Source organism: Pseudomonas sp. GLN_2 (assembly GCF_043106005.1).
Classification (GTDB): Bacteria; Pseudomonadota; Gammaproteobacteria; order Pseudomonadales; family Pseudomonadaceae; genus Aquipseudomonas; species Aquipseudomonas alloputida.
In genome coordinates this window covers 43227-64668 of the sequence record NZ_JBICMC010000014.1, presented here as the reverse complement: position 1 = coordinate 64668, position 21442 = coordinate 43227, and the positions used below count along the sequence as shown (strand labels likewise).

The window sequence follows — 21442 nt, the reverse complement described above, 5'->3', positions numbered from 1 at the left end:
CAGCTCATGGCCGCCCCTGACAATACTTGCCGAATGTACCAGCCGAGTCAGATGAACCGCTGCCCCTCGAACGGGTTCCAGCTCTGCTGCCCTTTGGCCTGCTTCAGGTAATAGGCCCGGTTGGTCAGGAAGCTGTACAGAAACGCAAACCCCATGCTGATACCGTTATCCAGAGGACGCGGGGTTTCGCTGCCCGTCGCCACCTCATAGACGCTCAGCAGCAGCCCGATGCCGATGATGATGGCCAGCATGACCAGGTTCTTCTTCCACAGCCCCAGCACGAACCAATAGATCGGGCCGAAGAAAAAGGCTATGAAATTGTTGTTGATCAGCAACTTCTTCCCGAATGGCAAGGCGCGGAATGCGGCTTTGTATGACTCGGAGGTGGGGGCGCCGTACTGATCGAAGAAGGCGAAACGCTCCCGCCATTTTGGCTTGAGGTTATCCGGGGAAGATTGGGTCTGAGGGATGCCTTCCATTGGTGACTCCTGTGATTGTCGTCCGTGGGTTTCGAATAGCCGTGATCATGGCCGTTTCGGAGGGTAGATCAGCCTACTTTTGAGGGCAAGCTTGATCCCTGGTACAAAGCGAGAGCCAGCTCACAGAACGTTCAAGGCGGAAGTGGCCGAGCGTGTGCTCGCTGCTTTGCCGCGACACGTCTTGTGGGGCAAACCGAGATGCGCGACACCCTGCTATCAATGTCAGCTTTTCATGGAACCAACGTGGCAACCCGCGTCAACGCCTGGAGTCGCAGGACGCTACCGCGATAAGCCAATGCCATCCATGAACAAGGGGTTTGATGCGCGGGCTTGCCTGCAGGACAACCAGCACCGTACGCCGATGAGATCAAGCGCTGAACTTTCGGGCCGCACAGCGGCCCCGTGCTTGGGTTACCATACCGCCCTTGCGCAACACCCATCACCCAAGCCAAGCCCTCGCTTGCTCGACTCGACACCAACAGGTCATCCATGCGTCTGTTTCATACCTCCGACTGGCACCTGGGCCAAAGCCTGCACGGCCAGGAACGCGACTTCGAACACGCCTGCTTCCTCGACTGGCTGCTCGGCCAGCTGCGCCTGCGCCAGCCGGATGCGCTGCTGATTGCGGGCGACATCTTCGACACCGTCAACCCGCCCGTCAAAGCCCAGGAACGCCTCTACGACTTCATCGTCCAGGCCCATGAGCAACAGCCCAAGCTGGACATCGTGATGATCGCCGGCAATCACGACTCCGGTTCGCGCATCGAGCTGCCCGCAGCACTCATGCGCCGCCTGCGCACCCATGCCCTGGGCCGTGTGCACTGGCTGGACGAGGGCCAGCTGGATGCCGAGCGCCTGCTGATCCCTCTGACCAACGGCCGGGGCAAGGTCGCTGCCTGGTGCCTTGCCCTGCCGTTCCTGCGCCCGGCCGAAGTGACCGGCCCGCAGCTGGGTGACGACTACCTGCAAGGCATCACCCAGGTGCATCAGCAACTGATCGCCGCCGCCCTGAAGAAACGCAAGAAAGACCAGGCGCTGATCGCCATCAGCCACGCGCACATGGCCGGTGGCGCGGTGTCGGAAGACTCCGAACGCAGCCTGATCATCGGCAACGCCGAGGCGCTGCCGGCCAAGCTGTTCGACAAGGCTATCAGCTACGTCGCCCTGGGCCATCTGCACAAACCGCAGAAGGTCAACCGCGAAGAACGTATCCGCTACAGCGGCTCGCCAATCCCGCTGTCGTTCGCCGAAATCAACTACCCGCACCAGGTCCTGGAAGTGGAGCTGGACGGCAACGGCCTGGTCAGCGTCGAGCCACGCCCCGTACCACGCGCCGTGGCCCTGCAACGGGTGGGCCCGGCACCGCTGGGCGAGCTGTTGCAGCAACTGGCCGACCTGCCCGTGATCGACCTGCTTGAAGACCCCAACCGCCAGCCCTGGCTGGAGGTGCGGGTGATGCTCGACGAGCCGCAACCCGACCTGCGCCAGCAGATCGAAACCGCGCTTGAAGGCAAGGCGGTACGGTTGATCCGCATCAGCGCCGAGTACGCCGGCCGCAACAACGCCGAAGACGATGACCTGGCCTTTGTCGAACTGGCCCAGATGACCCCGCAAGACCTGTTCAGCCGCGCCTGGGAGCAAGCCTACGGCAACCCCGCCGACGAGCAGGCGCTGGCCGACTTCGCCCTGCTGTTGCAGGACGTGCAGCAGGAAGAGGAACAGCCATGAAGATTCTCGCCATCCGCCTGAAGAACCTGGCATCGCTGGCCGGCCCGATCGACATCGATTTCACCGCAGAACCCTTGGCCAGCGCTGGCCTGTTCGCCATCACCGGGCCTACCGGTGCCGGCAAGAGCACCCTGCTTGACGCCCTGTGCCTGGCGCTGTTCGGCACCGTGCCACGCCTCAATGCCATTGGCCGTGAGGCCAAGGTGCCGGACGCCGACGGCGACATCCCCACCTCCGACCCGCGCAACCTGCTGCGCCGTGGCACCGGCAGCGGTTTTGCCGAGGTCGATTTCGTCGGCATCGACGGCCGCCGCTACCGCGCCCGCTGGGAAGCCAACCGCGCCCGCGACAAGGCCAACGGCAAACTGCAACACAGCCGTCAGAGCTTCTACGACCTCGACAGCGAGCAAGTGCTCGGCAGTGGCAAGAACGAATACAAGCAACTGGTCGAAGCCCGCCTGGGCCTGAACTTCGAGCAGTTCACCCGTGCGGTGATGCTGGCCCAGAGCGAGTTCGGCGCGTTCCTCAAGGCCGACGACAAAGACCGCAGCGAGTTGCTGGAAAAGCTCACCAACACCGCGATCTACACCCGCCTGGGCCAGCGTGCCTTCAGCAAGGCGCGCGAAGCCGGCGAGGCACACAACGCCCTGAAAGAGCGCGCCAGCCATCTGCTGCCGATGGCTGCCGAGGCCCGTGCCGAGCTCGACCAGCGCCTGGAGCAGGCGCAGCAGCAGTTCAAGGCCGACCAGGCCGGCGAGCGGCAGCTGGAGCAGCAACGCAACTGGCTGAATGAGCAACGCCAGCTACAGGCCCAACACACCGAAGCCAGCACCACGCTGCAGGCCGCCGAACTGGACTGGCAACAGCTGGCCGAACCACGCCTGGACCTGGCACGCCTGGAGCGCCTGGCCCCAGAGCGTCACCAGTTCCACCGCCGACAGGCCCTGAGCGCACAGCTGGCGCCAGTGGCCGCGAAAATGGCCGAACAGCAACAGCAGCAAGCCGAACTGCAGGTGCGCACCCGCGAACTCGAACAGGCGCTTGACACTGCGCGCCAAGCGCTTGCCGACCGCCAGGCCGAGCACGGCGAGAACGCGCCGCGCCTGCGCCAGGCCTTTGCCGCTCAGGATACGCTGGCACGCCTGGACCAGGAGCTGGCCGCCCAGCGCAGCATCAGCCAGCAGGCGCAACAGCAGGTCGCTGACGGCCAGCAGCAACTGCAGCAGCTGGAAGACAACCAGCAGCGCAGCGTGCAACAACTGGCGCTGATCGACACCGCGCTTGCCGACAGCCAGCACCTGGCGGGCCTGGCCAATGCCTGGCACGCCTACCTGCCGCAACTGAAGCAGGTGATGCTGATCGGTGGCCGGCTGACCAAGGGCCGAGAAGAGCTACCCGGCCTGCAGGCCCAGGCCAGCCAGGCCAATGCGCGCTTGCAGGCCGAGCGCGACGCCTACGACCTGTTGTTCCGTGAAGCCAAGGCCGAACCCCAGGCCCTGGCCGAGCAGATCGACCTGCTCGGCGGCATGTTGCAGGACAACCGCAAACAGCAGCGCGCCGTAGAGGAAATGTCACGCCTGCACGGCCGTGAACAGGAGCTGCGCCAGCAGCTGGATGCCCTGCGCGAACGGCAGCAGCAGGCCATGCTGCAACGCCAGCAACTGATTACCGAAGGCACCGCCGCCAAGGCCGGGCTGGAGGCCGCCGAACAGGCGTTGACGCTCACCCGTCAACTGCTGGAACGCCAACGCCTGGCACGCAACACCAGCGTCGAAGAACTGCGTAACCAACTGCGTGACGGCGAACCCTGCCCGGTCTGTGGCAGCGCCGAACACCCCTTCCATCAGCCAGAAGCGCTGCTGCAGAGCCTGGGCCGCCATGACCAGGCCGAAGAGCACGCCGCCCAGAAGCAGGTCGAGACGCTCAACAGCAAGCTGGTGGAGCTGCGTACCCAGCTGGGTGTGGTCAATGCCCAGCTCAAGGACTTCCAGCAACAGCAGCAGCAACTGGGCGAACAGTTGCAACCGCTGGTGGCTCAGGTACAGGCACACAGCCTGTGGCCAGCCCTCGCCCCGCAGGACGACAAGGCCCGTAACACCTGGCTCGACAGCCAGCTGCGTCGCCTGGATGAAGAAATCAGCCAGGACGAGAAACGCCAGAGCGCCCTGCTGGCCCTGCAAAAAGACGCCGCCCGCCTGAACCAGCAATTGCAGGCGGCCCACGACGCCCAGCAACAGGCCCAACGCCATCTGGAGCAACAGCACCAGGCCCTGGCCAACGACGAACAGCTGTTGCAGCAAGGCCTGAACGACCTGGCCGGCGTACTGCCAGAGGAAGCGCTCAAGGCCCTCAACGACGACCCGGCCAATGCCTTCCTCGCCCTCGACCAGCAGATTGCCCAGCGCCTGCAGCAACTGGAACAGCGCAAGGACGAACAGGAAGAACAGCAAGCCCGACAAGCCCAGCTGGACAAACTGCGTGACCAACAGCAGGCGCGCATGGAAGGCCTGCAGCAGTTGCAGCAAAAACTGGCCGCCCTCGACGAGCAACGCCAGCAAGCCCTGGCCTCACTCGGCGAGCTGCTAGGCGAACATGCCAGTGCCGAAGCCTGGCAGCAGCATATGGAAGCCACGCTGGAACAAGCCCGCGCCCTCGATGCCGACACCACCCAGCGCCTGCAAGATCTGCGCACCCAAGGCGTGCAACTGGCCAGCGAGCTCAAGGCCAATACCCAGCAACAACAGGCACTGGATGCCGAATGCCAACAGTTGCAGGCCCAGATCGCCCAGTGGCGCAGCGAGCATCCGGAACTGGACGATGCCGGCCTCGATCGCCTGCTGGCCATGGATGACGCGCAAGTCAATGAATTGCGCCAGCGTTTGCAAGGCGCGGAAAAAGCCATCGAGCAGGGCCGCGTGCTGCTGCAGGAACGTGAGCAGCGCCTGCAACAACACGCCGCACAAATGACCGTGGACACCTCGGCCGAAGCCCTGGAACACGCCCTGACCGAGCTGCGCGGGCGGCTGGTCAACCATGAGCAGCAGTGCGCCGAACTGCGCGCGCAGCAGGCCGACGATCAGCGCCGCCAGCAGGCCCACCAGGCGCTGGCGGCAGAAATCGAACAGGCCCACCAGCAGTGGCAACGCTGGGCCCGCCTCAATGCCCTGATCGGTTCGGCCTCCGGTGATGTGTTCCGCAAGATCGCCCAAGGCTACAACCTTGACCTGCTGCTGCACCACGCCAACGCCCAGCTACGTCAGCTGGCCCGTCGCTACCGCCTCAAGCGCGGCGGCAGCGCCCTTGGCCTGCTGGTGCTGGACACCGAGATGGGCGACGAACTGCGTTCGGTGCACTCGTTGTCGGGCGGGGAAACCTTCCTGGTGTCGCTGGCCCTGGCGCTGGGCCTGGCGTCGATGGCGTCCAGCACCTTGCGTATCGAGTCGCTGTTCATCGACGAAGGCTTCGGCAGCCTCGACCCCGAGTCGCTGCAACTGGCAATGGACGCCCTCGACGGCTTGCAAGCCCAGGGCCGCAAAGTGGCGGTGATTTCCCACGTACAGGAAATGCACGAGCGCATCCCGGTGCAGATCCAGGTGCGGCGCCAGGGTAATGGCCTCAGTGACGTGGAGGTGTGCGGGTGATCCTCTACTCGTTCCGCCGCTGCCCATGGGCCATGCGTGCGCGCCTGGCCCTGCGCTATGCCGGCTGCGAGGTGGAAATTTGCGAGGTGGCGATGAAGAACAAGCCGGCAGAGCTGCTGGCCTTGTCGCCCAAGGGCACGGTACCGGTGCTGGATACCGGTGCCGAGGTACTGGAAGAGAGCCTGGACATCATGCGCTGGGCGCTGACGCAAAACGACCCGCAGGATTGGCGGCTACAGGCCAACCCTGCGGCTGCGCAGCAGGCTGAAAGGCTGATTGCGCGCAATGACACCACGTTCAAGGCGCACGTGAACCTGTATAAGTATGCCGAACGTTACCCGGAGCATTCCCGCGAGCATTACCGCCAGCAGGCCGAGGCCTGGCTGGCGGAGCTCGAAGGCTTGCTGGTGGGGCGGGCTTACCTGCTGGCCAACCACCCGAGCATGGCCGATGCCGCGTTGCTGCCCCTGATGCGCCAGTTTGCCGGGGTCGAACCGCAGTGGTTCGCCGAGGCGGCTTATCCGCGTGTGCGGAGCTGGCTGGAGGGGTGGCTGGCTTCGGAGCTGTTCAAGGCAATCATGGTCCGCTGATTAAACATCGGGCTGCACATGGGTCCGTGTGGGAGCGGGCATGCCCGCGAAGCAGGCACCGCGGTGGATGGCACCGGCTCTGCCGGTGTTCGCGGGCATGCCCGCTCCCACAAGGACCTCACACAAGCCAGATCAGTGGTGGTGCTTGCCACTCAGGGCCGCATGGAAATTGGCGCTCTGGCGCAGGTACTGCTCGGTGTAGCTGTGGGTGGCAGAAGCCTTGCTGCTGTCGGCATGGGCATGCGCTGGCAGGACGACCGATGCGGAAATGGCGGATGCGGCAATAACCGGGAAGAGATTGAAGTTCATCTGGGCTGACCTCGACGGCGGTGGTTTGACGGTGGCCCTTTTGGGCCTTGGGTCAAACTTACGCCGCCGAGGCCGCACGCAAAAATTCATTGCGGCAGTACCGATTATCACGCTGATCGATATCACTCGATGAACTTGAGGTCCGAGGGTGCATCCTGCTTCAGCGTCTGCACCGTTTCCAGCAGCTTGCCACTGCGCGGATCGCGACGTATCACCACGATCTGGTTGCTCTTCTGGTTGGCCACCAGCAGGAAGTTGTCACTCGGGTCCAGGGCAAACTCCCGAGGGTGATCACCTTCTGCCGAGCGACGCTGCAGGAACGTCAACTGGCCGTCCTGCTTGCCTACGCTGAACGCCACAATTTCATTGGCCGTGCCACGGTTGCTCACGTACAGGAAGCGCCCGTCCGCCGACAGGTGCAAGCCACCTGCTGCCTTCGCTGCGGCCTCCTGACGCTCGGTCAGGGGTAAGCGCTGGCGTTCAACCAGGTTGCCGTCCTGCACATCGAACATCACCACCTCGGCGTTCATTTCCAGGGTGAGGTAGGCGTGCCGGCCCTTGGCGTCGAACAGCAAGTGACGCGGACCGCTGCCCGGCGGCAAGGCCACGGACGCAGGTATCGCCGCTGTCAGCGGGTGGTCCGCACTGGCACCGTCGTAGCGGTAGATGAACACCTTGTCGGCACCCAGGTCGCTGGCATACAGGTGCTGGCCATCCGGCGACAGCACCAGCGAATGCACGTGAGCACCGGCCTGGCGTTCAGGGTTGACCCCGCTCGCCCTATGCCGGGCCTGTTGCACCACGGGCTTGAGCTTGCCGTCCTTGGCCACCGGGATCACCACCAGGCTGCCACCGGGGTCGGGGTTGACTGCGTAGTTGGCCACGAACAGGTAGCGCTGGTCACGGCTGAGGCTGGCGTGGGTGGGCTCGTCGCCCTGGGTGACCACTTGGTTGAGCGGCTTGATTTCGCCTTTGCTGCTGATGCTGAAACTGCTGGCATGGCCCTGCGGGGTCTCATTCACCGCGAACAGCTGACGCTGGTCGGCCGACAGCACCAGCCACGAAGGGCTGACGCTTTTCACCACCTGCAGGGGTGTGAGGCCGATTTGGCCGGCCTTGTCGTCGAAATGGTAGCGGTAGATACCCTGGCTGGCGCCATCGGTGTAGCTGCCCACCAGCAAGGTGGCAGCGTGGGCAGAGATTGTCAGGCTCATCAGGCTAGCGGTCAGCAGGCTCGTCCAGGTCCGGTTCATCTTGGTCATCATCCGGGGCACGAAAGGCACTCATACAGATTAGCCGATGCTCGCCGTTGGCATCGTTGAGTTGCCATTCATCGCCGGTGGCGATAGCGGCGGCGACTTGTTCGGGGGTGAAGGACCAGCGGCGAAGCTGGCGGCCGTCCATGCATTCGACGGTGAGACCGGATGCGTCGGCGGTGAAATCGAAGGCGTGCAGGCCGTCAATCAGGAGCATGTCGCAGGACTGCAGGGCGGTGGCGAGGGGGGACATGGGGGTACCTGTGGAAGATGTGGCGGCATTATAACCCTGGTGCTGCTTTGCAGCCCCATCGCGACACAAGGCTGCTTCTACAAGGGCACGCGAACCTAGTGGAGGAGCGGCCTTGTGTCGCGATTGGGCCGCAATGCGGCCCCCTTGCGATTCAATGGGCGAAAATCGAGCCCCCCTCCTTGCCCACCATCTTCTCCGGCTTGATCAGGAACCGTGCCAGCGCCGGCAGCAGCCACAGCGCGCCAAACATGTTCCACAGCAGCATGAAGGTCAGCATCAGCCCCATATCAGCCTGGAACTTGATTGCCGAGAAGATCCAGGTACACACGCCGATGGCCAGGCACAAGCCAGTGAACAACACGGCTTTACCCGTCGAGCGCAGGGTCTGGTAATAGGCCTCCTGCAACGGCAGCCCCGCACGCAGGAAGCTCTCCAGCCGGCTGTAGATGTAGATGCCGTAATCCACGCCAATCCCCACCCCCAGCGCCACCACCGGCAAGGTCGCCACCTTCACCCCGATGCCCATATAGGCCATCAGCGCGTTGCCCAGCACCGAGGTCAGCACCAGGGGCAGCACGATGCACAGCGTGGCGGCGAACGAGCGGAAGGTGATCAGGCACATCACTGCCACGCAGATGTACACCAGGATCAGGATAGTCAGCTCGGCCGACTTGATCACTTCGTTGGTTGCTGCCTCGATACCGGCGTTGCCCGCCGCCAGCAGAAACTGCAGGCCTTCCTTGTCATGGCTGTCGGCAAACGCCTTGGCCACGGCGGTGACGCGCTCCAGCGTTTCAGCCTTGTGGTCATTGAGGAACACCAGCACGGGTGCCAATGAGCAGTCGCCGTTGTAAAGGCCGTCAGCCCGGGCGATGGAGTTGTTGAGGATGTCCGGGTTACGCGACAGGGTTTCCCATTTCAGGCTGCCCTCGTTCATGCCCTTGATCACCTGTTTGGAAACGGTGACCAGGGAAATCGCCGACTGTACGCCAGGGGTGTTTTCCATGGTCCACATCAGCTCGTCGATCGGCGCCATGGTGGAGTGGACCGAGCACTTCTCCGACGGCGTCTTGACCATGATCACCAGCACATCGGAACTGGTCGAGTAGTTGCTGATGATGAAGTTGTTGTCCTGGTTGTACCGCGAGTCGGGGCGCAGCTCCGGTGCACCCTGGTCGAGGTCGCCGATCTTCAGGTTCTGGCTGTACCACAGGCCACCGGCGAAGGCGAGCAGCGCCAGCACCACCGACACCGGCGCCACCTTGGCACTGGCGAAGTTCGACAACAGGCGCCAGAACGGGTGCTCTCGGGTCGCGTCTTTCTTGCTGCGCTCGATGGCCTTCTTGCTGATGCCCACGTAGGAGATGGCCACCGGCAGCAGGATCAGGTTGGTGAACACGATCACCGCCACGCCGATGGAGGCGCCGATGGCCAGTTCGCGAATCACCCCGATGTCGATGATCAGCAGGGTAATGAAGCCCACCGCGTCGGCAAGGATGGCGATCATTCCCGGCAGGAACAACTGACGGAATGTGCGCCGGGCAGCGGTAAGGGCGTTGTCGGCGTCACTCGACTGCAGGGCGATGCCGTTGATCTTCTGCACCCCGTGGGAAATGCCGATGGCGAAGATCAGGAACGGCACCAGCATCGAGTACGGGTCCAGGCCAAAGCCCACCGCATGCATCAGCCCCAGCTGCCAGACCACCGCCACCAGCGTGGTGATGAGCACGGCGACAGTGCTGCGGATGCACCAGGTAAACCAGTACAACAGCACCCAGGTGATCACCAGGGCGACGCCGAAGAACATCGCCACCATCACCAGGCCATCGATCAGGTCACCGACCTTCTTGGCAAAGCCGACGATGTGGATTTTTACATTGGGGTTCTGCGCCTGGAACTTGTCACGGATCTTCTCTTCCAGCAGGTGAGAGAACTGCTGGTAGTCCAGCTTCACCTGTTTGCCCGGGTCCTGCGGGTCGGGGTAGCTCTCCAGCAGCGGCACGTCGACGATGCTGGACTTGAAGTTGTTGCCTACCAGGCGCCCCACCTGGCCTGATTTGAGCACGTTGTCGCGCAGGGTATCGAGGCTGTCCTGCGACCCGTTGTAGGTGTTAGGGATGACCTCGCCACCGGAAAACCCCTCTTCGGTGACCTCGCTCCAGCGCACGCTGGGGCTCCACAGTGACTTCAGCCCGGCCCGATCGACACCCGGGATGTAGAACACTTCGTCATGGATCTGACGCAGGGTCTCCATGTAGTCCTTGTCGAAGATGTCACCGTTCACCGCCTCCACCGAGATGCGCACGGTGTTGCCGAGGTTGGCCAGGTCGTTGCGGTGCTCCATCATCTGCTCGATGAACGGATGCTGCAGCGGGATCATCTTCTCGAAGCTGGTGGAGGGGCGAATCTGCGTGGCCTGCCAGAACAGGAAAATGCTGACCAGCACGCACAGGGCGATGACCACTGGGCGGTTGTTGAAGATCAGGCGTTCGAGCAGCGTGGCTTTATCCTGGTGATGCGGGTGCATGGCAATGCTCTCCCTGCTGGTCATGGACGCACCTCCCGGGCCGCCTGATCAGCCCCTTCGGCGCTGGCCAGGTGCACACCCCCCTGCCCCACCAGCAGCAGGCCGCCGTTGGCCAGGCCACTGACGCCGGCCAGGGCCAGGCGGTCGGCACGGTTGTAAACGCTGAAGGTCTGGCCGTTGTCCGTGCTGCGCAGCACGCTGCCACCATTGCCGACCAGCACCAGGCTGCCATCATCGACAAGCGTAGCGCCTGCCAGGCCGAACTCCAGGGTACCGCGCGCGGCCTTGAGTTCGATCGGCTGCCAGCTGTCACCGAAGTCGCTGGAGCGGAACAGGTTGCCGCGAAGGCCGTAGGCCAGCAGGGTCTGCGGCCTGGCGGTGCCGATCACGCCGAACAACGAGCCCTCGTAGGGGCCCTGGACCTTGGCCCAGGTCTGGCCGTTGTCGGTGGAGCGGAACATGCCGCCCTGCTCACCCACGATGAACAGGCCGGCATCGCGCACTTGGGCGATACCGTTCAGGTGCAGCTGGTCCGGGTTGTCCAGCCGCTCGGCCACATCCTGCCAGTGCTGCCCACCATCGGTGGTTTCCAGCAAGGCACCATAGGCCCCCACGGCAAAGCCGTGCTGGGCGTCAAGGAAGGTGACATCGAGCAAGGGCGCTTCACGGGCGAGGTCTTCGAACTGCTTGCTCCAGGTGGCGCCGCCGTCGCTGCTGGCGAGGATCTGCGCGTCGTGGCCGACGGCCCAGCCACGCTTGTCGTCGAGGAAAAACACGGCAGTGAGCAATTGCCGGGTGGGTACCCGGGCCTGGGTCCAGGTACTGCCTTGGTCGTCGGAGAACAGAATGTGGCCGCGATCACCCACCACCACCAGGCGCTTGCCGGCATGGGTGGCGTCGATCAACAGGCTTTGGCTGGCCTTGGCCGATTCGGTGGAGTATTCGTCGGCGGCCGCGGCCTGGGCGCTGTCGGCCCACACCCCCAATGCCAATGCCAGCATCGCGCTGGCTGCCCAAGGCCAGGCACCACGCCTGGCTGGCGTACGTAGCTGTTCCCTCATGACTGCCCCCTTGTTGTGTTCTTGTTGGTGGGTCAATGCATTGCAGGCTTTGCAAAAAGCCTGATCTAGAGGCCTGCAATCGCTTGAGGGGATCGTAGCGGGGATGTTTGCGGGAAGACAACGGGCGGGGTGTTATGTTTTGTTGTCGGCCGGGGGAAGCCGGGGCCGCTGGGCGGCCCTTCGCGGGTAAACCCGCTCCTACAAGGTTACGCCCCCTGTAGGAGCGGGTTCACCCGCGAAAGGCTGCAAAGCAGCCCCAATTCACCAGAATTACGCCAGACTCTTGCTCACAACTTCATACACATCACTGGACAGCTCCCCAGAAGCCAGAATCCGCTCCAGCTCACCCTTCATCAGCGCCTGACGCGCATCGTCATACTTGCGCCAGCGGGTCAGCGGCGCCAGTTGCCGCGAGGCAATCTGCGGATTCAGCGCATTCAGCTCGATCACCAGGTCCGCCAGGAAGCGATACCCGGAGCCATCGGCAGCATGGAAGTTGACCAGGTTCTGCCCGGCAAAGGCACCGATCAGCGCACGCACCTTGTTCGGGTTCTTCAGGGTGAAGGCCGGGTGCTGCATCAACGCCTTGACCCGCGCCAGCCCGCCCGGCAGCGTGCTGGCCGCCTGCACGCTGAACCATTGGTCCATGACCAGCGGGTTGTCCTTGAAGTGCTCGGCAAAGGCCTCCAGCGCTTTGGCGCGCTCGGCCTCGAACGGCGAGTTGACCAGTACCGCCAGCGCGGTAAGGCGCTCGGTCATGTTGTCGCAGTGCTCGAACTGCTCCAGGGTCGCGTCCAGCACCTGTTGCTTGCCACTCTGCATCAGGTACGACAGGGCGATGTTCTGCAGGCTGCGGCGGGCAAAGTGCTCGGCCGAGGCCACATAGGCAGTGCTGCGCGACACTGCACGGTGGGCCTGGTAACGCGCCCACAGGGCGTCGAACAGGTGTTCGGCGATCTGCTGGCGTGCGAACTCGCGGGCGGCGTGGATGGCGTCGACGTCGGCCACCTGGCTGATCTCGGTAAGGTACGCCTCACCTGGCAGCGAGAGCATTTCGGCCACCATGGCCGGGTCCAGCGATTCGTTGCCCAGCACAGTGCCCAGGGCGGTGATCAGGCGCTGGTCGAGCTTCAGGGCTTCACCGCGTTGATGCTGGCCGATCAGTTCCTGCAGTACCTGCACCGACAACTGCTGGCCCGCTTCCCAGCGGTTGAAGCCGTCGCTGTCGTGCTGCATCAGGAACATCAGCTGGTCGCGGTCATACGGGAAGCTCAGCTTCACCGGGGCGCTGAAGCCACGCAGCAGCGACGGCAGCGGCCTGGCCTGAATGCCGTGGAAGGTGAAGGTTTGCTCGGCCTCGGTCACCGACAGCACGCGGCTGGTCCCTTGAGCGGCCTCTTCGCCCGCCAACTGCAGCGGCAGATCGTTGCCGGCGGCATCCAGCAGGCCCAGCTCCACCGGGATCACGAACGGCAGTTTCTCGGCCTTGTCAGGGGTCTGCGGGCAGCTCTGGCGGAACGTCAGGCTGTAGGTCTGCGCGGCGGCGTCATACGCCTCGCTGACCTCCAGACGCGGAGTACCCGCCTGGCTGTACCAGCGCTTGAACTGGGTAAAGTCGACGCCATTGGCGTCTTCCATGGCCTTGATGAAGTCGTCGGTGGTGACCGCCTGACCATCGTGACGTTCAAAGTACAGGTCGCTGCCTTTACGGAAGCCTTCGGTACCCAACAGGGTGCGGACCATGCGCACCACTTCGGCGCCCTTCTCGTAGACGGTCAGGGTGTAGAAGTTGGAGATTTCGATGAAGCTGTCCGGGCGCACCGGGTGGGCCATGGGGCCCGCGTCTTCGGCGAACTGGTGGGTGCGCAGGTAGGCGACGTCTTCGATGCGCTTGACCGTGCGCGAGTTCATGTCGGCACTGAACTCGGCATCGCGGAACACCGTGAAGCCTTCCTTCAGCGACAGCTGGAACCAGTCACGGCAGGTGACACGGTTGCCCGACCAGTTGTGGAAATACTCGTGAGCGACCACCCCTTCGACGCGCTGGTGCGCAGCATCGGTGGCGGTTTCGGCGCGGGCCAGCACACAGCTGGAGTTGAAGATGTTCAGGCCCTTGTTTTCCATGGCGCCCATGTTGAAGTCATTGACCGCAACAATCATGAAGATGTCCAGGTCGTACTCGCGGCCATAGACTTCTTCGTCCCAGCGCATGGACTTTTTCAGGCTGACCATGGCGTGGTCACACTTGTCGATATTCTCGGGCTCGACGTAGATGCGCAGGGTCACCTCACGGCCGGACTGGCGGGTGAAGCTGTCTTCAACGCACCACAGGTCACCGGCCACCAGGGCGAACAGGTAGGCCGGCTTCATGAACGGGTCTTCCCAGGTCGCCCAGTGACGGCCGTCTTCGGCCGGGCCGCTGCCGATCGGGTTGCCGTTCGACAGCAAGACCGGGTAGCGATGCTGCTCGGCGATGACCGTGGTGGTGAAGGTGCTCATCACGTCCGGGCGGTCGAGGTAGTAGGTGATCTTGCGGAAGCCCTCGGCCTCGCACTGGGTGCAGAACATCTTGCCCGACTTGTACAGGCCTTCCAGGGCGGTGTTGCTTTCCGGGTGGATCTTCACGCTGGTGTCGAGGGTGAAACGCTCGGCCTTGGGCTGTACGGTCAGGCTGTCGGCGTCGAGCCGGTAGTCGCCTGGCTGCAATTCCTGGTCATCCAGGGAGGCGCGCAGCAGTTCCAGCTGCTGGCCATCGAGTTCCAGTGGCGGCAGGCCGGCACCGCGTGCCGGGTTGCGGCGCATGACCAGTTGCGCGTGAACCAGCGTGTGGTCCTCGAACAGCTCGAAGGTCAGGTGCGTCTCGTCGATCAGGTACTCCGGCGCCTGGTAATCCTTGAGGTAGATCACTTGCGGTTGTTCGGTACGCATGTGCAGGTCCTTTTTACTGGAGCACGGCCAACTGGTAGGCCGTGTACTTGCGAATATTGATCACACCGGTGTCGAAGATCAGGTACTGGCCCTTGATGCCCAGCAGCGTGCCCTCGGCCACCGGGTCCTTGTCGAGGTTGAAGCTGACAATCTTCTTCGGGTACGCCTCGACCGGGTAGTTCATCTGCACCACTTCGGCGTCCGGCAGCGGCTGGATCGCCTGCAGGCCAAAGCGCCCCTGCAGTTCGCGCAGGCCGTCGGCGCAGGCTTCGAAGATCTGCTCCCGGATGGCCGGCAGGTCGAGCACCTCGGCATCGCCCTTGAGCAGCGCGCGCCAGTTGGTACGGTCCGGCACCTGGCTGCGCAGCACGTCTTCGACCAGGCCCGATTGCTGCCGGGTGGCCACGCGCATGATCGGCAACGCCTGGCTGGCGCCCTGGTCGAGCCAGCGGGTGGGCAGCTGGGTGGCACGGGTGATGCCGACCTTGATCCCCGACGAATTGGCCAGGTAGACGACGTGGTCGGTCATGCAGAACTGTTCGCCCCACGACGGCTCCCGGCAGGTGCCGGCGTCGTAGTGGCATTTTTCCGGGGCCATGATGCACACATCGCACTGGGCCAGCTTGGTCATGCACGGGTAGCAGTAACCCTGGCTGAAGCTGGTCTTGGTGCGCTTGCCGCAATGGCTGCAATGAATGGCGCCGAGGTATTCCAGGCGCAGGCGCTGACCGATCATGGGGTTGACCGGCACCTGCGTGTCATCCAGGCGGAAGCTGTACTGCACCACCGGTGCCTGCAGGCTTACGGCCATCTTGCTCAACGAGCCACGTGCTAGTTCGATCAATGTACCGAGTCCGACTTGAACAGAATGTTGGCGATGGGCGCGGACTTCGACGCGCACTCCTGCGGGCCCATGTAGCCGGTGCGCTGGTCTTCAGGCAGGTTCTTCATCTCCCAGGCGATGACCGCCTGCAGCGACAGCTCTTTCTGCTCGGCGGTGAGCTTGCGGCCATCGGACCATTTGCCGATTTCCACGGCCAGTTTCAGGCTCTGGTAGATTTCCGGGGTAATGTTTTCAATCATTTGCGCGAAAGTGGACATAGTGTCTCCTGATTCAAGCCGACAGTTTACGCCGGGCCAGCGCCCCACCCAAGAGCCCGGTCAGGCATCCGATGAGCAGCCCGCCGACGTGGGCGGCATTGGCGATCTGGCCAAGGCCGAGCGTGCCGACCACGCCGGTCAGGCATACCACCAGCCAGATCAGCATCATCACCAGCACGCCCTTGGGCAGGTTGAAGTAACGGTCAGGCGCCAGCCACTGGTACAGCCAGATATGCCCGAGCAGGCCGTACAGCACGCCGGACAGACCACCAAACAGGCTCGGCCCACTGGTGTAGTGCTGGGCCAGGTTGGACACCAGGCTGAACAGCAGGGTCAGGCCCAGCAACGCCCACGGGCCCTGGCGCAGTTCGATGCGTTTGCCCAGCTCCCAGTACCACAGGCTGTTCATGGCCAGGTGCAGCACGCCGAAATGCAGCAGCATGGGTGATACCAGGCGCCACCACTGGCCTTCATCCAGGGTTTGCGCCAGCGAGGTGAAGTACAGGTAGTCGCCCTGGACACGGAAGTCGAGGAAGGTGAACCAGCTGATGGTGGTGAAGTTGTCACCAAGCCCCGTAAGGCCGGCGACGATGAAGCACAGCAGCAGGGTCAGGGTGGTGATTTTGCAGGCCTTGGCCTGGGCTGCCAGAGAAGGCTGTGTGGGGGCATTCGCGGGTGACCCCGCCCCTACAGGGTCGGCAGTGGCCGGCAGGTCGGCGTTGCCGTCGGGGTAGCGCTGGTAAAGCTGCAGCACATCTTCGGCCAGGGTGTCGGGGGCCCAGAGGACCTGGGCATCGCCCTCCTCGCTGACCCGGTGCGGCACCTGCAGGCGTTGCAACAGGTGGACGAAGCCGCTGAGGTCGACCGACAGCGGCAGGCGCATCACTTCGATAATGTTCATTGGTTGGCCTGTGGGCGGTCGACGTCGACCCAGACGAACTTGTGTGGGTCGATACGGGTTTCATCATCCAGCCGGTAGGCGACCAGCTTGCCGTAGAGCACGGCGCTGTAGTCCAGGCAGGCCAGGTTGGCGCGGATCGGTGCCGGTCGGCCGCTGCGCCAGTAATGCCCGACGAACAGCATCGGCTGGTCTTCGTCATAACGCAGCAAGGCGTTCTTCTGGCTGTGGCTGAGCGGGGTGCTGGCCACTTCCTCGGGGAGCGCATCGGGCTGGAACACGATGTCACCGTAGGTTTTCGGGTCTTCTTCCCAGAACTTGGTGCGGAAGAACGCACGGGTCAGGCCGTCGCCGCCGGTCAGCGTCAGCCCGTCCGGCAGGCGCATGTCGGTACCGCGCAACAGGCGGTTGCACACCGTGTCGGCAAAACTGCCACTGACCGCCGAGGCCTGGATGAAGTGCTCATCGATGCGTCCGTCGGGGTATTGCCGGCGCAGCGGTTCGATCAGCCGCGGGTCCCAGCAGGCGTGCACCAGACGGAAGCGCCCTGCGTCGATGAACAGCGGCAGCTGGTAGAACCAGTTGACGAAATCGTGCCAATCGCCGGGGTGCTGGGCAAACTGGGTCAGGGTTTCGTCGATCAGCCGGGCATGCCGCGGCGTGTGTTCGCGGACATAGGCCTTGCCGCTGCCAGGCAGCGCCGGGGTGACCCAGCCCAGGGCATTGTATTCGTGGTTGCCCATGATGCAGAACGCCTGGCCGGCTTCGACCATGTCGTGGACGATGTGCAGCGCCTCACGAATGCGTGGCCCGCGGTCGACGATGTCGCCAAGGAACAGCGCCTGACGTCGCGGGTGGCGCCACACGCCAGCCACGCGCTTGTATCCGAGGGCGTCGAGCAGGCGTTCAAGGGTCAGTGCACAGCCGTGCACGTCGCCGATGATGTCAAAACTTCGCGCCGGATCGAGCATCAGTCGTCACTGCTCCCCAGGCGGCTGCCCCAACCCAGTTTGGTGCGGCAGACCTCGTAGTAATTGTGGTCCAGCGGGTGGATCAGGCGCAGCTTTTGCGGCTTTTTGCTGACCGTGATGGTGTCGCCGGGGGCGCACGTGAAGTGGTTCTGGCCGTCACAGGACACCTGCGGGTAGATCTGCAGGTCCTTGGACACCACGATCTTCAGCTCGCTGTTGCCGTCAACCACGATTGGCCGGCCCGACAAGGTGTGTGGGTACATCGGCACGATGACGATGGCATCGAGCTTGGGGTGCATGATCGGGCCACCGGCCGACAGCGCATAGGCGGTGGAGCCGGTGGGGGTGGCGACGATCAGGCCGTCGGCCTTCTGGCTGCAGACGAACTGGCCGTCGATGTAGATCTCGAACTCGATCATGCGCGTGGACTTGCCCGGGTGCAGCACCACGTCGTTCAGCGCATCGCCCTGGCCGATGGCCTCGTGGTGGCGACGCACCTCGGCCTGCAGCAGGAAACGGTTTTCTACCAGGTAGTGGCCGTCGAGCACTTCGGCGACCTTCTGTTCCAGCTCGTCGGGGCGGATGTCGGTGAGAAAACCCAGGTTGCCACGGTTGATACCCAGCACCGGAATGTTGTGCCGGGCCAGCGCGCGGGCAGCGCCCAGCAGGCTGCCGTCGCCGCCGACCACGATGACCAGGTCGCAGACCTCGCCCAGCAGCTTGCGGGTGGACGTCTGCAAGCCATGGCCGGGCAGCACTTCGGCAATGGTGTCCTCGAGGATCACGTGCAGGTGGCGATCGAGGAGGAATTTTTTCAGTCGGCGAATGGTGTCGAGCACCTGCGAGCTGCCAAGGCGACCGATGATACCGATATTGCGAAATTGCTCCATGGGGCTCCTGCGAGGCTCTGCGGCGGGTGACGATGCGCCGATTATGGGCGAAACCACCGGGCAGCGGCAAACCGGCTATGCTCGCAGGATGACGCCATTCGCCCAGCTTCACGACCTGCCCCGACAACTGCAGCACTCTACCGTGCGTGACCTGGCATGGGCCCTGTTGTCGCCGCCCCTGCTCAGCGCCCCGCCCTGCCCCCAGCGACACCCGCTGGCGGGCAGCCTGTGGGCGCAGCAGCCACAACGCCTTGAACAATGGTTGCGGGCCCTGGATGCCGATGACCGACCGTTGCGCGAGTGGCTGGCGCAATTGGGCAGCCGGCGCCTGGGGCATTACTACGAACGCCTGTGGCAATTTGCCCTGGGCCAGGCGCCAGGCATCGAGCTGCTGGCCGCCAACCTGGCGATTCGCGACGGCGGGCGCACCTTGGGCGAGCTCGACGTGGTGTTGCGCGACTGCGACGGCGTGCACCACCTGGAACTGGCGATCAAGCTGTACCTGGGCCCGGAAGGCGCCGGGCACGATCCCCATGCCTGGCTGGGGCCAGGTTGCCATGACCGGCTGGGGACCAAGCTTGCGCACCTGGCGGGGCACCAGTTGCCCATGTCCAAGGGGGCGCACAGCCGTCAGGCGCTGGCCCAGCTAGGGGTGGAGCAGGTGCAGGCGCAAATGTGGCTGGGTGGTTACCTGTTCTATCCACGGCCTGGGCATGCCGAGGCGCCGGAGGGCGCCAACCCGCAACATTTGCGCGGGCGCTGGCTTCGTCGGCGGGACTGGGTGATGGCCGAGGGCGAGCGCTGGCAGCCGCTGCAGCGGCATGCCTGGCTGGCGCCGGCGAGGGTGGAGTCAGGTGAGTGCTGGCAGGCGGAGCAGTTTGCAGCCTGGCTGCATGTGCTGGAACAGCAGGCACCGGCGCACTTGCTGGTACGACTGGTGCCTGATGCCGAGGGTGCCTGGCAGGAGGCAGAGCGGGTGTTTCTGGTGGGTGATGACTGGCCGTATCTGCCCGGTAACTGATGTCGCCTGTTCCGGCCCCTTCGCGGGCACGCCCGCTCCCACAGTCCAACTGCACAGGCTTCCAAGACTGTGCAGTACCTGTGGGAGCGGGCGTGCCCGCGAAGGGGCCGGTGGCTGGCAACACATTTTTCACAGACCTGGCGCAAAGATCTGTTTCCGGTAGCCATTAAAATGACTCCTGAGCGCCAGCAAGAGCGCCATTCAGACCTGATGACGAGGACCAATCATGGTTTCATCCCCCACCACCACCCATTACGCGCGCCTGTCCATCGCCCTGCATTGGCTGATGCTGGTGCTGCTGGCCGCTGTCTATGCCCTCATCGAATTGCGTGGCCTGTTCCCCAAGGACAGCGTCGAACGCAACCTGATGAAGGACCTGCACTTCATGCTCGGGCTCAGCGTGTTCGTGCTGGTCTGGCTGCGCCTGGCCATGCGCCTGAGCCGCCCGACTCCGCCCATCGTGCCCAAACCACCGGCCTGGCAGACCGGCCTGGCGCACCTGATGCACCTGGCACTGTACCTGATGATGATCGGCCTGCCGCTGGCCGGCTGGCTGATCCTCAGTGCCGCCGACAAACCGGTGCCGTTCTTTGGCCTGGAGCTGCCACACCTGATCGGCCCGAACCCGGACCAGGCCAAGTTCATCAAAGGTTGGCATGAGCGTATTGGCAGCTGGGGCTACTGGCTGATCGGCCTGCATGCACTGGCCGGGCTTTACCACCACTATGTGCAGCGCGACAACACGCTGTTGCGCATGCTGCCCTACAAGTAACCGCGTCGCCCCTGCAGGCCACCCGTGTGTACGAAGATCAGGCGGCTGCCGGGCTTGAACAGCCCGGCAGCGACCTGATCACGCAAGGCCAGCAGAGCCTTGCCGGTATAGAGGGCTTCGAGCGGCACGTCAGTGTGCTGCTCGCAGTCGGCGATGAACGTCAGTAGCGCATCGTCGAATTTTCCGAAACCGCCACGGCAGGCGTCGTGTAGCTGGTAGCCGTGCGTGCCGGCCAATGCTGCCACCGTCTCCGGCACCCCATGATCCCTGGGTACGGCCAAGGCGCCGTGCACGGCATGCGCCCCTGCCTCAGCCATTACCAGGCCGGCCAAGGTAGTCCCCGTTCCGGCAGCCAACCACCAGGCGTCGTAGTCTGACCACCCCAAGGCCGAGATTTGCGCGCGCGCCTGCTGCATGATCAGCGCGCAGCCCTGCGCACCGGCCAGCCCGCCGCCCCCTTCGGGGATGCAGTGCCAGCCTGGATAGCGCGCCTGCCAGGAAGCCCAAAAGCCTGGCTCGTTGCGCGCACGGTAGCCGCCGTAGCCTAGCCAATGCAGTTTCATCCCCAGCGCCTGCAGGTCACGCACGGTTGGCGTGTCCTGGGCATGGCCGCGTAACAGGCCGGCGGTGGCGAAGCCGAAACGCTTGCCGGCAGCGGCCAAGGCGTGCAGATGGTTGGAATGGTTGCCGCCAAGGCTGATCAGGCCTGGAGCATGGCTGGCGCCGGCCTGTTGCAGGTGGTGGCGTAGCTTGAACCACTTGTTGCCGCTGATCAGCGGGTCAATCAGGTCCAGGCGCAGAGTGGCGGCCTGGACCTGGGCTTGCCGCAGCCAGGGCAAGTCCAGAAACTGCAGGGGGGCTGGGGGGAGGTCGAATACATGCATGGATCGCAGTGTACAGGGTAATCCCGCAAGCGCTTGTAATCGATGAGTCGCCCCCGCCGAGGTATCACAGTGCCAGGGTGGCTCGACACAGGCATCGATGCCCCGGCACAGGCCGTCGTAGGAGCGGGTTCAC

Annotated in this window: 18 protein-coding genes; 5 read left to right on the top strand and 13 right to left on the bottom strand. The window is 64.1% G+C overall.

Translation table 11 applies throughout. From position 1 onward, the window contains the following. Positions 1-47 precede the first annotated feature (47 nt). Positions 48-479: a DUF2628 domain-containing protein gene (locus ACF8Q6_RS03820; RefSeq protein ID WP_392491483.1), complete on the bottom strand. Its 432-nt coding sequence runs from the start codon at positions 477-479 to the stop codon at positions 48-50. Between the two features lie 489 nt (positions 480-968). Here ACF8Q6_RS03820 and ACF8Q6_RS03815 point away from each other — a divergent pair, with 489 nt between their 5' ends. The 3 genes from ACF8Q6_RS03815 to ACF8Q6_RS03805 are packed head-to-tail and all read left to right on the top strand — an operon-like array spanning position 969 to position 6438. Beyond that, complete coding sequence (locus ACF8Q6_RS03815; protein WP_012053234.1) at positions 969-2207, top strand: exonuclease SbcCD subunit D C-terminal domain-containing protein; 1239 nt, start codon at positions 969-971, stop codon at positions 2205-2207. Next, a complete protein-coding gene (locus ACF8Q6_RS03810) occupies positions 2204-5848 on the top strand; it encodes an AAA family ATPase (protein WP_392491485.1) in 3645 nt (1214 codons plus the stop codon). Before ACF8Q6_RS03815 ends, ACF8Q6_RS03810 begins: the two co-directional genes overlap by 4 nt. Beyond that, positions 5845-6438 (top strand): glutathione S-transferase, encoded by a 594-nt coding sequence (locus ACF8Q6_RS03805; protein WP_392491486.1) that lies wholly within the window; start codon positions 5845-5847, stop codon positions 6436-6438. The genes ACF8Q6_RS03810 and ACF8Q6_RS03805 overlap by 4 nt, the downstream gene beginning before the upstream one ends. Before the next feature lie 132 nt (positions 6439-6570). Here ACF8Q6_RS03805 and ACF8Q6_RS03800 read toward each other — a convergent pair whose 3' ends face one another. From ACF8Q6_RS03800 to ACF8Q6_RS03750, 11 genes are all read right to left on the bottom strand, one after another. Beyond that, the gene (locus ACF8Q6_RS03800; protein WP_003247232.1) at positions 6571-6747 is read right to left on the bottom strand and encodes a hypothetical protein; all 177 of its coding nucleotides are present in this window, start codon (positions 6745-6747) and stop codon (positions 6571-6573) included. Between the two features lie 122 nt (positions 6748-6869). Next, positions 6870-8000, bottom strand: coding sequence for a lactonase family protein (locus ACF8Q6_RS03795; protein WP_392498322.1), 1131 nt, complete (start codon positions 7998-8000; stop codon positions 6870-6872). Next, positions 7966-8256 (bottom strand): DUF5629 family protein, encoded by a 291-nt coding sequence (locus ACF8Q6_RS03790; protein ID WP_121783838.1) that lies wholly within the window; start codon positions 8254-8256, stop codon positions 7966-7968. The genes ACF8Q6_RS03795 and ACF8Q6_RS03790 overlap by 35 nt, the downstream gene beginning before the upstream one ends. Before the next feature lie 151 nt (positions 8257-8407). Then, the gene (locus ACF8Q6_RS03785; protein ID WP_003247228.1) at positions 8408-10807 is read right to left on the bottom strand and encodes an RND family transporter; all 2400 of its coding nucleotides are present in this window, start codon (positions 10805-10807) and stop codon (positions 8408-8410) included. Continuing rightward, positions 10804-11844 (bottom strand): WD40/YVTN/BNR-like repeat-containing protein, encoded by a 1041-nt coding sequence (locus tag ACF8Q6_RS03780; RefSeq protein WP_392489664.1) that lies wholly within the window; start codon positions 11842-11844, stop codon positions 10804-10806. Before ACF8Q6_RS03780 ends, ACF8Q6_RS03785 begins: the two co-directional genes overlap by 4 nt. Positions 11845-12114: 270 nt before the next feature. Continuing rightward, positions 12115-14772, bottom strand: a complete 2658-nt coding sequence (gene pepN, locus ACF8Q6_RS03775; protein WP_392489663.1) for an aminopeptidase N — start codon at positions 14770-14772, stop codon at positions 12115-12117. A gap of 13 nt (positions 14773-14785) precedes the next feature. After that, the gene (locus ACF8Q6_RS03770) at positions 14786-15616 is read right to left on the bottom strand and encodes a DUF2797 domain-containing protein (protein WP_014754020.1); all 831 of its coding nucleotides are present in this window, start codon (positions 15614-15616) and stop codon (positions 14786-14788) included. Further along, positions 15613-15873, bottom strand: a complete 261-nt coding sequence (locus ACF8Q6_RS03765) for a YeaC family protein (RefSeq protein WP_003247224.1) — start codon at positions 15871-15873, stop codon at positions 15613-15615. Before ACF8Q6_RS03765 ends, ACF8Q6_RS03770 begins: the two co-directional genes overlap by 4 nt. Positions 15874-15886: 13 nt before the next feature. Then, positions 15887-16774, bottom strand: a complete 888-nt coding sequence (locus ACF8Q6_RS03760) for a rhomboid family intramembrane serine protease (RefSeq protein WP_392489662.1) — start codon at positions 16772-16774, stop codon at positions 15887-15889. After that, entirely contained in the window at positions 16771-17742 is a 972-nt protein-coding gene (locus ACF8Q6_RS03755) for a metallophosphoesterase (protein ID WP_003247221.1), read from the bottom strand. The genes ACF8Q6_RS03760 and ACF8Q6_RS03755 overlap by 4 nt, the downstream gene beginning before the upstream one ends. Continuing rightward, the gene (locus ACF8Q6_RS03750) at positions 17742-18632 is read right to left on the bottom strand and encodes an NAD(+) kinase (protein WP_003247220.1); all 891 of its coding nucleotides are present in this window, start codon (positions 18630-18632) and stop codon (positions 17742-17744) included. The genes ACF8Q6_RS03755 and ACF8Q6_RS03750 overlap by 1 nt, the downstream gene beginning before the upstream one ends. On the opposite strand from ACF8Q6_RS03750, the gene ACF8Q6_RS03745 reads away from it, so the two are divergent. Together ACF8Q6_RS03745 and ACF8Q6_RS03740 are read left to right on the top strand one after the other, a co-directional pair. Then, positions 18631-19653: a DUF1853 family protein gene (locus ACF8Q6_RS03745; RefSeq protein ID WP_392489661.1), complete on the top strand. Its 1023-nt coding sequence runs from the start codon at positions 18631-18633 to the stop codon at positions 19651-19653. The two genes, ACF8Q6_RS03750 and ACF8Q6_RS03745, sit on opposite strands and share 2 nt — an antisense overlap. Before the next feature lie 226 nt (positions 19654-19879). Next, a complete protein-coding gene (locus ACF8Q6_RS03740) occupies positions 19880-20425 on the top strand; it encodes a cytochrome b (RefSeq protein ID WP_392491288.1) in 546 nt (181 codons plus the stop codon). On the opposite strand, the gene ACF8Q6_RS03735 is transcribed toward ACF8Q6_RS03740, so the two are convergent. Next, complete coding sequence (locus ACF8Q6_RS03735; RefSeq protein ID WP_392498317.1) at positions 20416-21309, bottom strand: 1-aminocyclopropane-1-carboxylate deaminase/D-cysteine desulfhydrase; 894 nt, start codon at positions 21307-21309, stop codon at positions 20416-20418. The genes ACF8Q6_RS03740 and ACF8Q6_RS03735 overlap by 10 nt on opposite strands. Between the last annotated feature and the right edge of the window lie 133 nt (positions 21310-21442).

Bases quoted from the DNA above. Each gene is read 5' to 3' on its own strand.
- ACF8Q6_RS03735 (WP_392498317.1), bottom strand. From the start codon at position 21,309: ATGCATGTATTCGACCTCCCCCCAGCCCCCCTGCAGTTTCTGGACTTG.
- ACF8Q6_RS03760 (WP_392489662.1), bottom strand. From the start codon at position 16,774: ATGAACATTATCGAAGTGATGCGCCTGCCGCTGTCGGTCGACCTCAGC.
- ACF8Q6_RS03815 (WP_012053234.1), top strand. From the start codon at position 969: ATGCGTCTGTTTCATACCTCCGACTGGCACCTGGGCCAAAGCCTGCAC.
- ACF8Q6_RS03820 (WP_392491483.1), bottom strand. From the start codon at position 479: ATGGAAGGCATCCCTCAGACCCAATCTTCCCCGGATAACCTCAAGCCA.
- pepN (WP_392489663.1), bottom strand. From the start codon at position 14,772: ATGCGTACCGAACAACCGCAAGTGATCTACCTCAAGGATTACCAGGCG.
- ACF8Q6_RS03745 (WP_392489661.1), top strand. From the start codon at position 18,631: ATGGGGCTCCTGCGAGGCTCTGCGGCGGGTGACGATGCGCCGATTATG.
- ACF8Q6_RS03810 (WP_392491485.1), top strand. From the start codon at position 2,204: ATGAAGATTCTCGCCATCCGCCTGAAGAACCTGGCATCGCTGGCCGGC.
- ACF8Q6_RS03800 (WP_003247232.1), bottom strand. From the start codon at position 6,747: ATGAACTTCAATCTCTTCCCGGTTATTGCCGCATCCGCCATTTCCGCA.
- ACF8Q6_RS03750 (WP_003247220.1), bottom strand. From the start codon at position 18,632: ATGGAGCAATTTCGCAATATCGGTATCATCGGTCGCCTTGGCAGCTCG.
- ACF8Q6_RS03740 (WP_392491288.1), top strand. From the start codon at position 19,880: ATGGTTTCATCCCCCACCACCACCCATTACGCGCGCCTGTCCATCGCC.
- ACF8Q6_RS03790 (WP_121783838.1), bottom strand. From the start codon at position 8,256: ATGTCCCCCCTCGCCACCGCCCTGCAGTCCTGCGACATGCTCCTGATT.
- ACF8Q6_RS03755 (WP_003247221.1), bottom strand. From the start codon at position 17,742: ATGCTCGATCCGGCGCGAAGTTTTGACATCATCGGCGACGTGCACGGC.
- ACF8Q6_RS03785 (WP_003247228.1), bottom strand. From the start codon at position 10,807: ATGACCAGCAGGGAGAGCATTGCCATGCACCCGCATCACCAGGATAAA.
- ACF8Q6_RS03765 (WP_003247224.1), bottom strand. From the start codon at position 15,873: ATGTCCACTTTCGCGCAAATGATTGAAAACATTACCCCGGAAATCTAC.
- ACF8Q6_RS03795 (WP_392498322.1), bottom strand. From the start codon at position 8,000: ATGAACCGGACCTGGACGAGCCTGCTGACCGCTAGCCTGATGAGCCTG.
- ACF8Q6_RS03780 (WP_392489664.1), bottom strand. From the start codon at position 11,844: ATGAGGGAACAGCTACGTACGCCAGCCAGGCGTGGTGCCTGGCCTTGG.